We start from the raw sequence: 15,816 nt of genomic DNA, 5'->3' as shown, positions 1-15,816 counted from the left end.
TTGTGAGCACGACATCTCCCCTTCCTGGATGGTGGCAAATCATGCCCCCCCACCGTGATATTCGGCAGAACAGGCGTCTGGATGAGTCGATCTTTGCTGCTGATCTGGGACAGGTGGTGGCCGGAACTGCGCCCGATGATTACCAGGATCCGTTGCGCTTTTTTGCCAGCACCTATCTCACCGATGGCCTGACGGCGTTGATCGGCGATGTGATCAAAGAACTGGCTGGCACAGGGGTTGGCAATCGGATTATGCAGATTGAAACGCCCTTTGGGGGTGGCAAGACGCATACCCTGCTGGCGCTCTATCATTGCATCAAGCATCGTGCCGAGGTGGTAAAAAACGCCGAGGTGCAATGGCTGCTGTCGCAAATTGGCTTGCCTGCGATGCCTGACGCTGGCGTGGCAACGATTGTTGGCACCGATCTCTCGGCGGTTGAGCCGGTACGCACACCTGATGGCACCCACATCCAGACGCTCTGGGGCCTAGTCGCCTACCAACTGGGCCAGCACCAGGGGCGCGAGCGTGAATTTTATCAGATCGTGCAGGCTGCTGATGAACAGCGCAGTGCGCCCGGTGCTGATGCGCTGCGGCGCTTGCTCGCCCAGGCCCCGGCGCTCATCTTGATGGATGAACTGGTCAATTACGTGGTCTCGGCTTCAGCGGTGGCCGTGGGCGAGACCACGCTGAAAGACCAGACGATTGCCTTTCTGCAACAACTTACCCAGGCCGTCGCCCAGACGCCCAGAACGGTCTTGCTGCTGACGATTCCCGGGAGCCAGACCGAGTTGTACGGCCAGGCAGCGAAAGACTTGCAGCAACAACTCTTTAGCATGGCTGGTCAGGTCAGCGAGATCGTCGGGCGCATTCAGACGGTACGGACGCCGGTGCAGGGTGACGACATCTACGAGGTCTTGCGGCGGCGCTTGTTCGATCCACTCACCGGCGAGGTTGCGCGCCAGGAACGTGACCGGCGGGCGCACCAGGTTGCGCAGGCCTATGTAGCGATCTATCGCGCGCTGCCCAATGACGTGCCACAGGAGGTGCAAGAGCACGCCTACATCGAGCGCATCGTGCGGGCGTACCCCTTTCATCCCGAGGTGGTGCGGATTCTATACGAACGCTGGGGCACGCTCCCCGACTTTCAGCGCACCCGCGGAGCCTTGCGCATTCTCGGCCTCGTTCTGGCCGATCTCTATGCAAGTGGGCGCATGGAGCCACTGATCTTGCCTGCACACCTGAATCTGGCTCCGGGTGATCTGCGCAACGAACTGGTACGGGTGCTTGACAACCCGACCTTCAACAACGTCATCGACTCGGATATTGCCGGTGCGAGTGCAAAAGCCGTCCAGATTGACGGCGGTATGGGCCGCGAGCATGCCCGTTTCAAGCCCGCGGAGCGCACTGCCACGACGATCTTTCTCTGGTCATTCAGCGGTGCCGCCGGCGAGACGAGAGGTGCCACCGAAGCGCAGATCCGGGTTGGCGTGCTTAGCCACGCGATGCAACCAGCGATTATCGGCAATGCGTTGATCGAGCTACGCCGGAAACTCTGGTATCTGCACGAAGAAGGCAACACCTACCGCTTTGATACCCGCGCCAATCTCAACCGCGTGATCGTCCAGAAGGAAGAGAGCGTCACCGCCCAGGTTGCGCGCAAGACTGTGGAAGAGAAACTGCTCGAACTGATCAACGCTCAGGGGATGCGCGGGCGTGGCATCGGCCCAATGTTTGGGGGCGGATCGGCCTTGCAACCACGGGTCTACGTCTTTCCAAAGACGAGCCAGGATATCGCCGACATCCCAAGTCTCGGCGTCGTGCTGTTACGCCCGACGATGCACGCACCGGCGGGCGAAGCACTCACCGAATTGCCGTCGCTGGTGGGCGAGATCCTGCAACGCTATGGCGAGCGTCCACGTGAGCACCGCAATGTCCTGGCGATTCTGGTGCCCGATACCAGTCTCGTGGCCGAGACAGAGAAATCGGCGCGACGCTTGATCGCCCTGCGTGCCGCCCGCAACGATAGCCAGGTGGCCTTGCCCGTAGCCCAGCGGAATGAACTGGACGCGATGCTCAAAACCGCCGAGCAGATCTTCCCGCAGGAAGTCGCCCGCCTCTACCGCTCGGTTGTCGTATCGGCTGACGCCAGCAAAGGCGGAATGGAGCGACTCGATCTCGGCCAGCGCACCTACAGTTCGGGTGAGGCGCTTTGGGACGACGCATTCCAAGCCCTGAGCGCCCGAGACCGCTTGCTGGATCAGCTCGATCCGTCACTGCTCGCCAGCGATCACTTCGGCATCTGGCCCCGCAGCCAGGAAGCGCTCAACACCCAAAAACTCTGGAACGCCTTTGTGCAATTTCCGCATCTCCCGATGGTAACAGGCAAACACGTTCTCATTGACGCAATCACCCGCGGCTGTGACAGCGGCATCCTCGGTTATGCGCTGGGCGACACGCCGCCTTTTGAAGGTGATAACGCACGCTTTGGCAAACACGGCCAGAATCTCGCGATCGAGATCGCCCCGACCACCTGGGTCATCAGTGCAACCTATGCGCGTGAGCAGATCATGCCACGCAACGACCCAGTGCGCGACATCCCGCCCACCTTATTGACCGACCCGCAGATCTGGCCGAGTGGCGGTATCCGTCGGCGGCTCGATGACATCTGGGAGGCCGTCGTCCGCTACTACTCGCCGCAACCGCTTGACGGCAAGCATGTGCTAGGGGCGGCCTTGCACAGCGGCGTCAACCAGGGCCTCTTTCGCATTGCTCTGGATGGCGGAGCGCCCGGTGACGATTCGAGTCTGCTCGATCAAGCCCGCATTGACCAACTCAGCGGCATCGAACTGGTGCGGCCCGCCGGGGGCGAACCGACCAAACCCCGCCTGCTCACCATTGACGTGAGCAACGTCGAGCTCCAGCAACTCTCGAAGATCACCACCGGCGTCATCGTCCCGCTGCAGCGCCAGGGGGCCAGGATCACGCTGCGCCTTGTCATTGATGCCGACGCGCCGAACGGTATCGACCCAGAGGTGATCGAGCTAACGGTGAAGGAGACGCTGAAACAGTTGGGCCTCACGTACGTCCTTACGTGATGAGGAGGCGCTCCAAACGCAATACCTTGCTCTTTTGACGCAAAGGCGCAAAGATTTTTGCGTAGGTGAGCGTAACCCTTCGCGTCTTCGCGTCTTCGCGTGAGCTTCTTTGCTATGGTCTTCGTTCTCGTTCGCAGCCTCCGCAGCGCAACCCAAGGCAATCCATGCTACAGTGTATATGATGATCACACTGAGCTTTATCTATCCAATTGCGCTGCTCCTTCTGGGTTTGCTTCCGTTGTTCTGGCTCTTTGCCTGGGCGACGCGTGCCCCTAATCTTGTGCGCCTCGGGCGTTGGCGCTTTGGGGCACTGCTGGTGTTGCGCAGTCTGATGTTGCTGGCGCTTGTGCTGGCGCTCGCTGGCACGCAGCTTGTCCGCCCGAGTGAGCAGACGGCGGTGGTCTTTTTGTTTGATGGCAGCGATTCGTTTGCGCCGGCGTTGCGCGAAGAGGCGCTGGCCTATGTCAATCAAGCGATCGAAGCCGGTGAGCCGACGGATCGGGCGGCGGTGGTGGTCTTTGGGGCCGATCCCGCTGTCGAACGGGCGACCGTCCCTCTTGTTCCCGTCAATCGGTTGACGTCGGTGGTGGTGCCGAGTCGTACCAATATCGCCGAGGCGATCCAGCTTGGGCTCGCCCTGTTGCCTGCTGATGCGCAGAAACGCATTGTGTTGCTTTCGGACGGGGTCGAGAATACGGGGCGTGCGGTCGAGGCTGCTCGCATCGCTGCGCTGCGTGGGGTGCCGATTGAGGTGGTGCCCTTTGTCGCTACGCGTGGCCCCGATCTGCTGGTGACCGCCCTTGATGTGCCTGCGACGGCGCGTGAGGGTCAGTCACTGCCGCTGACGGTGCGTTTTCAGAGCAATGTTGCGACGACGGCGCGGGTTGAGCTCTTGGCTGATGGTGAATTGATTGCCGTTGAAGAGGCGTTCCCGGTTGCTGTCGGTGCGGGTTCGTTGCAATTCAATCTGCCGGTTGGCGAGGCGGGCTTTCGGCGCTTTGAGGTGCGCATGACTTCGCCGGTTGATACGCAGGCGCTCAATAATCGGGCGACCGCCTTTAGCCAGGTCGAGGGGCCGCCACGGGTGTTGCTGGTTGCCTCGGCGGAGGATCGGGCGGCGCCCCTGCGCGCGGCCCTTGAGGCTGGCGAAGTGCGGGTTGAGGTGCGTGCGCCTGCCCAGGTGCCCGCCCAGGTGACGCAGTTGCGCCAGTTTGCCGCCGTTTTCCTCGTTGATGTGCCCGCCCCCGCGCTTGCCGCCGAGGTGCAGCGTGCGCTCACCATCTATGTCCGTGAGCAGGGCGGTGGTCTGGCGATGATTGGCGGCACCGAAGCGTTTGGGGCCGGCGGGTGGCGCCGCACGCCCCTGGCCGAGATTCTGCCCGTTGACCTCAATCCACGTAGCCAGGAAGAACGCCCCGATCTCGCTCTTGTCCTGGTGCTTGATCGCAGTGGCAGCATGGAAGATACGGCTGGCCCTGGGCGCAATCGCCTCGATCTGGCGAAGGAGGCTGTTATCCTCGCGACGCAAGGCCTAGCCGAACAGGATCAGCTTGGCATCCTCGTCTTTGATGATGTGGCGCAGACGGTGCTGCCGCTTCAGCCTTTCACTGATCTCTTGCTGGTTGAAGAGGCGCTTGGGCGCATCAGCACTGGTGGCGGTACCAATATCCGCGCCGGTGTCGCTCTCGGGGCCGATGTGCTCGTCGACGTTGATGCGCGGGTCAAGCACGTGATCTTGTTGACCGATGGTCTCGATAGTAGCAACTATGCTGACCTGATCGACCGGATGCGCGCCGATGGTGCGACCATCACGATTGTCTCGATTGGTGGCGATGCTAATCCAAGCCTCGAAGGACTCGCCGAACGGGGCGGTGGCGCGTTTTATCGGGTGTTGCAGGCCCAGGATGTGCCGGCGATCTTTTTGAATGAAACCATCCGTGTTGCCGGGCGCGATCTGGTGGAGGAGCGCTTTTTGCCCGCAATTGTGCTCAATGCGCCCCCCATCCGTGGCCTTGGCCCGCTGCCGCCGCTGAATGGCTATAACGCCACCGCTGCGCGCCCCGCTGCCCGCACCTTGCTCGTGGCCCCCGACGGTGAGCCGTTGCTCGCGGTGTGGCAGGTCGGCTTGGGGCGGGTGCTCGCCTGGACAAGCGATCTCAAGGCCCAGTGGGCAACCGATTGGCTTGCCTGGGCGGGCTTTGTGCCTTTTGCAACCGGGCTGGTTGATGCGGTCTTACCGCCGGCCTCCTCGGGCCGGATGAGTCTTGAAGCTCGTACCGAAGGCAGTGAAATTCTGCTCGATCTCTTTGTCTTTGGTGAGGATGGGCGCATGGCGTTGACGGGTGAGGTAACGGGTCGCCTGCTTGATCCTGCGGAGCGTGGTGCGCCGGTAGATTTTCGCCAGGTCGGGCCCGGGCGCTTTCGGGCGGCTATTCCTGCGGCTGATCCCGGGGTCTATCTGGCCCAGGTGACGGCGTTTGATCTGCAAGGAGAAGTTTTTGCCACAACCAGTGCGGGGGTGGCAGTCAGTTACTCGCCTGAGTATGCGCCAGGGATTGATGGCCAGATCCTGCTCGACGATCTGGCCGCCTTGACGGGAGGACGCATTGCCCCGTCTCCGGCGAGTCTCTTTGAACCAGCAGGGCAGCGGGTCGGACAAGTCAATGAGATCGGCTTGCCCTTGCTCTGGTTCGCCCTGGCGCTCTTGCCGTTTGATATTGCCCTGCGGCGCCTCTTTTTGCGTCAGATGGAACTACCCGCGTTGTTCAAGCGACGGCGTCGCTCGACAGCATCCGGCGCAGAGGCGGGCCTTGACCCGGCCCTGATTCGCCTGCGTAGTGCGCGGACACAGCCCTCGACACCTCCCGCCGCTCGTGATAACGCGGCGGCTTCTACGCCGAGCGCCGCTGCGCGCCCTGACCCGCGTGAACAACCCGCACCCCCGCCCTCTAAGCCAACGCGCACAGCGCCAAACGCTGATGACGACACCCTGGCCGCCCTGCTTGCGGCCCGTCAGCGGCGTAAATAATGGGCAGGCTGATTCATTTTAAACCGCATTGCTATGCCATGTAGCACGTATAGCAACTTAAATGCCTCGCAACCCTGCTCGTGCGGAAGTTTAGGAATAATTTATAAACAATTGCTATCATAAGCAGACATTGTGGTGTCATGTCTGGTGGTGTTGGTTGCGTGCAACTTTGTGGCTGCAAGGTTGGCCTGGGTGTCGCCCTGGCGAGCCGCCGTCAAGGTTCAATACTGGTGATTGCCACCGACCACAATGATTTTCTTGTTATCTGGTTGGCGATGCGGAGCATAGGAGCGAGAGTATGCGTCGAATAGTCTCTTCACCCTTTTTCTTTGGTGGTTTGTTCCTTGGTCTCTTGCTGGTGTTGAGCAGTTTTGCTGCAACCCTGGTCAGTGCGACCGTGCCGAATCGCCAGCCGTGGGTTCATGTTGCGGGTACCTGTGACCCTGCGGTTCAGGGTGCGGTCTTCACCAGCGCCAATGAAAACTGTGGTGGCCCGGGCCAAGGCTTTGATGCGAATGAAATCTATGCTTCGGTGATTTTGCAGGATAGAGCGACGAGCATTGCGCCCTGCCCTGGGATCGCTGAAGGCGAGACCTGCTATCGTATGTGGTATACCGGGGTTGCGACGAGCGGCCTCCGACGCATCGGATATGCTATCTCGCCTGATGGCCGGACGTGGACGCGGGTGCCTGGTCTCGCCGGTCTGGGGAGTGTACTTGCGGCCGGGCCAACCGGTCGTTTTGATAGCGCCGAGGTGTCGTTCCCGACGGTGGTTCGCACCGCGACTGGCTTTACCATGTGGTACGTTGGTGGCAACGGCAGTCTCTTTAGCCTGGGGATGGCGACCTCAACCGATGGCCTGAACTGGACCCGCGTGGAGGGGCCGCTGGCCGGCGGAAGTGTGCTGCGTCCCACGGGCCTTGATGGCACGTTTGATCAGGATATTGTTGCGGCCCCCCGCGTCATTGTTGATCAGGCAAGTACGCTGGCCCCGTGTGAGAATGGGCGTACCAGTGGTGTTTGTTATCGCATGTGGTACCAGGGGGTTGATGCAAGCCCGATCTATACCTATTTGATCGGCCACGCTGTGTCGCCCGACGGCTTGAACTGGACGCGACTTGCTGGCACGGGGTATGGTGGTGCCGTGATTGATCGCGGACCGGCAGGCACGTTTGATGCAGCCAATGCAGCGGTGCCGGCGGTGATCAAAGATGGTGCACTCTATCGGATGTGGTACGATGCCCGCTCAACGGGTGGTCAGGCGACCATTGGTCACGTTGTCTCGACCGATGGGGTGAACTGGGTGCGTCCTGTGCCAAACGATCCGGTCTGGCGTGGCAGTGATGATCCTGGTACGCTGAGCCCGGATGATCTCTGGGCACCAGTCGTGGTCAAAGATGGTGCGACCTACCGCATCTGGTACAACCACACCATCCGCCCCAATGCACGTCGGCTCAGTTATGCTACGATGACTCCCGGTACGTCGTTTGCCGATCTGCAACTGACGAATACCGTTACAACCTATACGCTCACCTTTACCAGTCAGGCGCTTCCCGCGGGCGGAAGTGTGCTGGTCACCCTTCCTGCCGATGTGCCGTTTGCCCAGGTGACGCCTGGCAATGTGACCGGCTTTGGGGCAACGGCCACGCTGGTTGCTGAAGCCGATGCGGTTACTGATGCGGCCTCGGGCAACCTGGCCCGTGGGGCGTTGTTGGTGCGCTTGCCCGATGGTGCGCCGGCTGGGGCGAAAACCATTGCCTTTACGCTTGCTGTGCAGCCGTCGGACGATAGTGCAGTGCTGGTGCAGACCTTTGATGCTCGCGAGGTGCTGCAATATGGCAATGCTACCGTCATTGGCTCGGGCTTGCCAACGCCAACACCGATACCTACCAGTACTCCCGTACCGACGCTGACGAGTACGCCACTCCCCACCAATACGCCTGGCCCCACCAGTACCCCGGGGCCGACTAGTACGCCGACCACTCCACCGACAAATACGCCGCTCCCCACCAGCACGCCGCTCCCAACGCCTGGGCCGGCCGCTAACAATCAGCCCTGGCAGAGTGTTCCCGGAACGTGTGGAGCCAGCCTGAATGGGGCGATCTTTGGGTTGGCCGGTGATAATTGTGGCGGCAATGGGACTAGTTTTGATGTGACCGAGATCTTCCCGCCTCAGGTGCTGCGTGATGATGCCCGTGTCGGTGCTCCCTGCGAAAATGGTCGTACCAGTGGTCTCTGTTATCGTATGTGGTATGTCGGCACTGGCCCTGCCCCGCTGCAAGAGCGACGGATTGGCTATGCCATCTCACCTGATGGCATTACCTGGACACGGGTGCCAGGCAATGGAACGGGGGGCAGTGTTTTTGAGGCCTCAGGCCAGAACGGTACGTTCGATGCGGCTGGTGTTTCGACGATGAATATCGTTCGTTTCGGAGCAACCTATCGAATGTACTACACCGGTTTTCGTGATGCCTCGAGCATTGATGGCATCGGTCTCGCCGAGTCGCAGGATGGAATCACCTGGACACGTGTGCCGGGCAATCTGGCGGGTGGCGCTGTCTTGCGCGCCTCGGGGGTGCCTGGACAATTTGATGGAACCTATATCGTCGCGCCTACGGTGTTGATCGATCAGGCAAGCACTGCTGCCCCCTGTGAAAATGGGCGGACGGCTGGTACATGCCATCGTATATGGTTTGAAGGGGTGACCACGAGTCCGGCCTATACCTTCCGGATTGGCTATGCCGTGTCACCTGATGGCGTGATCTGGACTCGCATTGCCACCAATCTCGACGGCTCGATTATTGCTCCGGGTACCTTCGGCACGTTTGATGATAACAACATTGGTGTTCCATCGGTCATCAAAGATGGTGTGCTCTATCGGATGTGGTACGAGGCTTCGGGCTATACGACCGGGTATACCACGGGCTACATCGTTTCAACTGATGGTATCAACTGGGTGCGCCCATCACCGAATCAGCCAGTCTGGACGGGGGCCAATGATGCGATTGTCGCCGGTTCGCCCGACGAGGTCTGGGCGGTGCGGATGTTGAAAGAGGGTTCGCGCTACCGTCTCTACTACACCACGGGCACCCGCCCCAATTCACGCCGCTTTGCGCTTGCCGAGATGCAGCCCGGGGCACCCTTGGCCGATGTGAGTCTTACCTCGACAGGCAATGACCATACGATCTTCTTTACCACCCCGAGCCTCCCGGTTGGCGGCAGCGTCCTGGTCACGTTGCCGCCCACGGTCGATATCGCAACCGTGACGGTGACCGGGCTTGGTGGCTTTGGCGACGGCGCGACCTTTGTTGCGGAACCCGGGGCGGTGACTGATGCCTATGCTGCTGGTACGGCCCGTGGGGCGTTGCTGGTGCGCTTGCCGAATGGTGCACCGGCGGGTCAAAAGGGGCTGAGCTTTAGCCTGACTGGTCCGGTGCCCGGCGAGGGTACGACGCTCATCCAGGCGTTCAATACCCGCGAGGTTGTTGGGTATGCCGAAGTCGCGTTGCCTTCGATCGCCCTGCCCTCGCCAACCATTGGACCTTCACCGACGCCAACGAATACGCCTATCCCAACGAATACGCCCATCCCAACGAATACGCCAGTACCGGGAAGCAATTTTGCGCTGGTGTTTGATGGGATCAACGATGACCTGCGGGGTGACGCGATTGTCGGCTTGAATGGCACGCAGACCGTCGAGTTCTGGCTGCGCCCGAATGTGGCCGGGCAGAATGGCGTGATCCTGGCGACGACCAATGATGCAAGCGGTTGGTCGCTGGAGATGGAGAGCGGGCGGATCACCTGGTGGATCTATACCGCCGCCGGGCAATGGCAGGGGGTGACGCATCCGGTGGCGCTGCCGGCCGGTACCTGGAGCCACGTGGCGGCAACGTACAATGCGGGGGTCGCACAGATCTTTGTCAATGGCACAGGTGGCACGGCGACGACGGTCGGGACGATCACCGCCGGGCCTCGCTTGCGTGTCGGTGGGTTGGTTCCGTATGGTTTTGTGAATGCACAACTCGACGAGATGCGCTTCTCGAATAGTGTGCGCTATGCGACCAACTTCACCGTGCCAGCTACCGCGTTTATGCCCGATGCCAACACCCTCGCGCTCTTCAGTTTTGATGAGGCCAACGGTCAGACGACCACGGATCGCAGTGGCAATGGGTATGTCCTGACGTTGGGGGCTTCAGCGAATGCGGCGAATGACGACCCGACATGGACTGCCTCGTCGGCCCCGAGCGAAGGGAGTGGTGCGGTGCCAACGCCGACCAATACCGCTACGCCTGCGCCGACCTCGACGCCAGGCCCGTCACCTACACCAACGAATACGCCGATCCCAACGAATACGCCGCTCCCAACGAGTACACCGGTACCGGGAAGCAATTTTGCGCTGGTCTTTGATGGAACCAACGATGACCTGCGGGGTGACGCGATTGCCGGCTTGAATGGTACGCAGACGGTCGAGTTCTGGCTCCGCCCGAATGCAGCCGGGCAGAATGGCATCATTGTGGCGACGACCAACGATGCAAGCGGCTGGTCGCTGGAACTGGACGGGGGGCGGATCACCTGGTGGATCTACACCGCCGCCGGGCAATGGCAGAGCGTGACACACCCGTTGGCGCTACCGGCCAGTACCTGGAGCCACGTGGCGGCGACGTACAATGGCGGGGTCGCACAGATCTTTGTCAATGGCACGGGCGGCACGGCGACGACGGTCGGGACAATCACCGCCGGGCCACGGGTGCGTGTCGGTGGGTTGTCTCCCTATGGCTTTGCGAATGCACAACTCGACGAGATGCGCTTCTCGAACAATGTGCGCTATGCGACCAACTTCACCGTGCCAGCTACCGCGTTTATGCCTGATGCCAATACGCTCGCGCTCTTCAGTTTTGATGAAGCGAGCGGCCAGACGACCACGGATCGCAGTGGCAATGGGTATGTCCTGACGCTGGGAGCTTCGGCGAACGCGGCGAATGACGATCCGACCTGGATTGCTTCGTCGGCCCCGACCGAGGGAAGTGGTGCGGTACCAACGCCGACCAATACCGCTACCCCTGCGGCGTCTGCAACCCCTGGCCCATCGCCGACGCCCACCAATACACCACTTCCGACGAACACGCCAGAACCAACCAGCACGCCGGTGCCTGGTACCAATTTTGCGCTGGTCTTTGATGGGGCCAACGATGACCTGCGCGGCATTGCCATTGCCGGCTTGAATGGCACGCAGACGGTCGAGTTCTGGCTGCGCCCGAATGTGGCTGGGCAGAATGGCATCATTGTGGCGACGACCGATGATGCGAGTGGCTGGTCGCTGGAACTGGACGGGGGGCGGATTACCTGGTGGATCTATACCGCCGCCGGGCAATGGCAGAGTGTGACGCAACCGGTGGCGCTGCCGGCTGGTACCTGGAGCCACGTGGCGGCAACGTACAATGCGGGGGTCGCACAGATCTTTGTCAATGGCACAGGTGGCACGGCGACGACGGTCGGGACGATCACCGCCGGGCCTCGCTTGCGTATCGGTGGGTTGGCCCCATACGGCTTTGCGAATGCGCAACTCGACGAGATGCGCTTCTCGAATAACGTGCGCTACGCGGCCAACTTTGGCGTCCCGACGGCACCTTTTGCCCCCGACGCCAATACGCTCGCGCTCTTTACTTTCAATGAAGGCGCTGGTCAGACGGTGGCTGATGCGCAGAGTCCCTATACCCTGACCCTTGGGGCCACAGGGAACGCCGAGAATGATGACCCGACCTGGGGAGCTTCGAGCGTTCCGTTCAACTAGGAGGGTGAACATACCATTGTTACGCGATCTGACAAGACGAACAAGACTCATGGCCTATCTGCCCCTGGTCTTGCTGCTGCTCAATACCTGTGGTGCCGCCGCACCGACGGCGGCCACCACACCTGCACTTGACCCGGCGCCTACCACTGCACCTGCACCTTCCCCTGCCTCTGAAAGCGGCTTTGCCCTGCGTTTTTTTGGCACGAATACTGATGATCGTGATCGCGTCAAAATCCCGCTGGGCGCACTTGATGCCCAGGGTCGTCTCGCTCATTCAAATCCTGTGAATATCGGCGGCGATTTTACGCTTGAATTCTGGATAAAAGCTGAGGCCGCTGAAAATAGCGCGGGTGATTGCGCAGGGCAGGGATGGTACTATGGCAACATCATCATTGACCGTGATGTCTTTGGTGACGATGTTGCTGACTATGGCATCGCCCTGTGTGCTGGGCGCATTGTTTTTGGCGTCAATACCGGCAACAATGATCACTTGCTTGTTGGTGAAACCGTTGTTACGACAAATCAGTGGCATCATATTGCCGTCACACGGAGCATAACCGGTCAGATGCGCATCTTTGTTGATGGGCAACTCGATGGCTCGACCAACGGGCCTGCCGGCGATCTTGCTTATCCCCTCGGACGTACAACCGACTGGCCGCTCAGTGATCCCTATCTCGTCTTCGCCGCCGAAAAACACGACTATCCTGGGAGCCTCGGGTTCACGGGCTACCTTGACGACATTCACCTCGCGAGCGTTGTGCGTTACACCAGTTCATTCCAGCGCCCAAACGCACCCCATCGTGCTGATCAGCACAGTGTTGCGCTCTATCGCTTTGATGAAGGGCAAGGACTCACCATCGCCGATGAGTTAGGCAACGCCAGTCCCGGCATACTCAACCCGAACCAGAGCGACCCGATCCGTCACTGGGTGAGCGAGACGCCTTTTGCCCCACTAACGCGGGCATGGCAACTCTTTTTGCCCTTGCTTTAGGGCTGTTGCTCAAACAGTTGACGCTTGTGCGCACGCAAACGGCCAGTCTCACTGGCCGTTTGCGTGCGCACAAGCGTCATGCTTTCATGGTTTACTGTGCTTGCGGCAACGCAGCCTGTTGCAATACGACCAGCGTTTCGATATGCGGCGTTTGCGGAAAGAGGTCAATCGGTTGCAGCAACTGGATCTGATACCCGGCGCGGAGCAGCGGTATCAGATCGCGCCCAAGAATCCCTGGGTGGCACGAGATATAGACAATGCGTGGGGGAGCCAGGCGGATCAGTTCGGTCAGCACACTCGGGTGGCACCCACGGCGCGGCGGATCCAGCACAACGCCATCGAACCGTTCCTCCATCTGCACGAGAGCTCGTTCCACCGAGGCCCGCAGAAAATTCACGCCACCAATGCCATTGAGTGCCGCTGACTCTTCACCATCAGTTACGGCATCCCAGTGATCTTCAATCGCTGTCACCTTTGCTCCTGCCGCTGCCAGGGGCAAAGCAAAGGTGCCAACCCCACTGTAGAGATCAAGCAGATGCTGCCCCGGCGCTGGCTCGAGGGCTTGTTTGACTAGGGCCAACATTTGCTCGGCCTGGGGCAGATTGACCTGAAAAAAACTGGTTGGGCTCAATGAAAAGACAATCTCGTCCAGGGTATCGTGCAACGACGCGGCCCCCACGATGGCCTTGTGGGTCCGGTGAAAATCAGCGTCATCGAGGCACACGCCGGCGAGCGACGCTACCTCATCGAACCAGGCGTGGGCCAGGCGTTGCAGGGTTGCTGGGTCGGCCCCTGGCGCGGGATGCAGGGTGCCCAGGCTATACCCAAAAGCTGCACTCGCCCGCAGACTGACCTCGCGCACCAGACGTAGCCGTGAACCTATGACCGCGTCTGATTCAGCGACAACCTTGCGCAGCCCAGCAAGGGCCTCATTGAGGACAGGCAGCAACAGCGGGTCATGCGGCAAATCGATGACCGTACGACTCCCACTGGCATAATAGCCACAATCGCTTCCATCGCAGTGGAGGGTTGCCGCATTGCGGTAGCCCCAGGGATGGGGGGCAACAAGCATCGGGCGAAGCGGGGCACGATCCACACCGGCCAATTTCGCCAGTTGCTCGCGCAGGATCGTCTCTTTGAAGCGCACCTGCGCCTCATAGGCAATATGCTGCCAGGGCGCATGATTGCTGGTGGCAAGCACGGGCTGGACGCGGTCGGGTGAAGCGGTGATCACCTCAACAACCTCGCCACGCGCATAGCTGCTTTTGCGTTCAGTCAGACGGACACGTACCTCTTCACCGGGCAAGCCGCCACGCGCAAAGACCACCATCCCGTCACTCCGCCCCACCCCATCCCCGCCTTGAGCAATGCCCTCGATCGTTATATGAAGTTCGTGTATTTGCATCCGAGGTTGTCGCTCCACCTCATGTTGCTAGCGCAACTCAAAAATTTCTTTATTGACCAGTTCAATATCAACGGGATATTTGCCGGTGAAACAGCCACGACAGAAGGTGTCAGCCCCGTGACGACTGGCATTGATCAGCCCTTCGAGGCTCAGATAGGCGAGGCTATCGGCCCCAAGGTGCTGGCAAATCTCGGGAATGGTCAGGCGATGGGCAATCAACTCGGGATAGGTTGCCATATCGACCCCAAGAAAACAGGGATGGCGGATGGGAGGTGACGAAACCCGCACATGAACCTCGCTGGCTCCTGCCTCACGCAAGAGCCGGACGATCGGCCCACTGGTATTGCCCCGCACAATGCTATCGTCAATCATGACCACGCGTTTGCCAACCAGATTATCGGTCAGGGCATTGAATTTCAGGGCAATGCCCACCTGGCGCAACTGGTCATCAGGTTGAATGAACGTCCGCCCGATATAGCGATTCTTGATGAGCCCTTCGGAATAGGGCAAGCCCGACGCCTGCGCATAGCCAATCGCCGCTGGTGTGGCGCTATCGGGTACTGGGATCACGACATCAGCCTCGGCGGGCGCCTCACGCGCCAGTTCGCGCCCTTGCGCGACGCGAACGGCGTGCAGCGCTTTGCCGTGCAACAGGCTGTCAGGGCGGGCAAAATAGATATACTCAAAGAGGCACTCGGCGGGTTTATGCGCCGGCATATGCGCGATGGTGCGCGGTCCTTCCGTGGTGATCATCAGGATCTCGCCTGGCTCAACCTCACGTTCGAACGATGCACCAATGGTGCCCAGCGCACAACTCTCTGAGGCCACGACCCACCCTCGCTCACCGAGACGCCCAAGGCAAATCGGGTGCAGCCCAAGCGGATCACGGACAGCAAAGAGCGCATCGCGGGTCAAGACGGTCAGACAGTAGGCCCCCTGGGCGCGTACCATAAAAACCTTAAATTTCTCTTCCCAGGTACGTCCTTCGCCACCGGCGAGCATCTGCGTAATCACCTCAGAATCACTCGACCCGGTGAGCCCAACCCCGCGCGTCAGCAACTCCTGCCGCAAGGTCGCCGCATTGGTCAGATTGCCATTATGCCCAACTGCCAGTGGCCCGAGCACACTCTCGACCACAAATGGTTGGGCATTTTCGAGGCGTGACGACCCGGTTGTTGAATAGCGCGTATGTCCAATTGCCAGATGACCGGTCAGTGGGCGCAAATTCTCTTCATTGAAAACCTGGGAAACCAGACCCATCGCTTTGTGCGAACGGATCGTACGCCCATTTGCCACCGCGATTCCGGCACTCTCTTGCCCGCGATGTTGCAGCGCATAGAGCCCAAAAAAGGTCAGGCGTGCGACATCAGCGTCGGTGGCAACAATGCCAAAAATCCCGCACTCATGAGCGGGCTTATCATCGTGATCCTGAAGCGTGTACAAGATAGCACCCATCGGTGCGGAACGACTGACCATTCCGCGTCATCGGCGGGTCATCTGTCCAAC

At 60.4% G+C, this 15,816-nt stretch carries 6 protein-coding genes; 4 read left to right on the top strand and 2 right to left on the bottom strand.

Annotated elements, in window-relative coordinates; genetic code table 11:
- Positions 1 to 2: 2 nt before the first annotated feature.
- From EKD05_RS07125 to EKD05_RS07110, 4 genes are all read left to right on the top strand, one after another.
- Entirely contained in the window at positions 3 to 3,095 is a 3,093-nt protein-coding gene (locus EKD05_RS07125) for an ATP-binding protein (RefSeq protein ID WP_165360624.1), read from the top strand.
- Between the two features lie 178 nt (positions 3,096 to 3,273).
- On the top strand, positions 3,274 to 6,123 hold the full coding sequence (locus EKD05_RS07120; protein WP_240695674.1) for a VWA domain-containing protein: 2,850 nt from the start codon (positions 3,274 to 3,276) through the stop codon (positions 6,121 to 6,123).
- A 298-nt stretch (positions 6,124 to 6,421) separates the two neighbouring features.
- Positions 6,422 to 11,914, top strand: coding sequence for a LamG-like jellyroll fold domain-containing protein (locus EKD05_RS07115; RefSeq protein ID WP_129671752.1), 5,493 nt, complete (start codon positions 6,422 to 6,424; stop codon positions 11,912 to 11,914).
- A gap of 49 nt (positions 11,915 to 11,963) precedes the next feature.
- Entirely contained in the window at positions 11,964 to 12,905 is a 942-nt protein-coding gene (locus tag EKD05_RS07110; protein WP_129671751.1) for a LamG domain-containing protein, read from the top strand.
- A 91-nt stretch (positions 12,906 to 12,996) separates the two neighbouring features.
- Here the strand turns inward: EKD05_RS07110 and rlmD are convergent, their stop codons facing one another.
- Entirely contained in the window at positions 12,997 to 14,310 is a 1,314-nt protein-coding gene (gene rlmD / locus EKD05_RS07105; RefSeq protein WP_240695673.1) for a 23S rRNA (uracil(1939)-C(5))-methyltransferase RlmD, read from the bottom strand.
- 27 nt (positions 14,311 to 14,337) lie between these two features.
- Positions 14,338 to 15,786: an amidophosphoribosyltransferase gene (purF, locus tag EKD05_RS07100; RefSeq protein WP_129671750.1), complete on the bottom strand. Its 1,449-nt coding sequence runs from the start codon at positions 15,784 to 15,786 to the stop codon at positions 14,338 to 14,340.
- Positions 15,787 to 15,816: the final 30 nt, after the last annotated feature.

Source organism: Candidatus Chloroploca sp. Khr17 (genome assembly GCF_004138165.1).
Lineage (GTDB): Bacteria > Chloroflexota > Chloroflexia > Chloroflexales > Chloroflexaceae > Chloroploca.
This window is presented reverse-complemented; position numbering and strand designations above follow the sequence as displayed.

What these genes read in the sequence shown, in the direction of transcription:
- rlmD (WP_240695673.1), bottom strand. Translation starts at nt 14,310, where the DNA reads ATGCAAATACACGAACTTCATATAACGATCGAGGGCATTGCTCAAGGC.
- EKD05_RS07110 (WP_129671751.1), top strand. Translation starts at nt 11,964, where the DNA reads ATGGCCTATCTGCCCCTGGTCTTGCTGCTGCTCAATACCTGTGGTGCC.
- purF (WP_129671750.1), bottom strand. Translation starts at nt 15,786, where the DNA reads ATGGTCAGTCGTTCCGCACCGATGGGTGCTATCTTGTACACGCTTCAG.
- EKD05_RS07120 (WP_240695674.1), top strand. Translation starts at nt 3,274, where the DNA reads ATGATGATCACACTGAGCTTTATCTATCCAATTGCGCTGCTCCTTCTG.
- EKD05_RS07115 (WP_129671752.1), top strand. Translation starts at nt 6,422, where the DNA reads ATGCGTCGAATAGTCTCTTCACCCTTTTTCTTTGGTGGTTTGTTCCTT.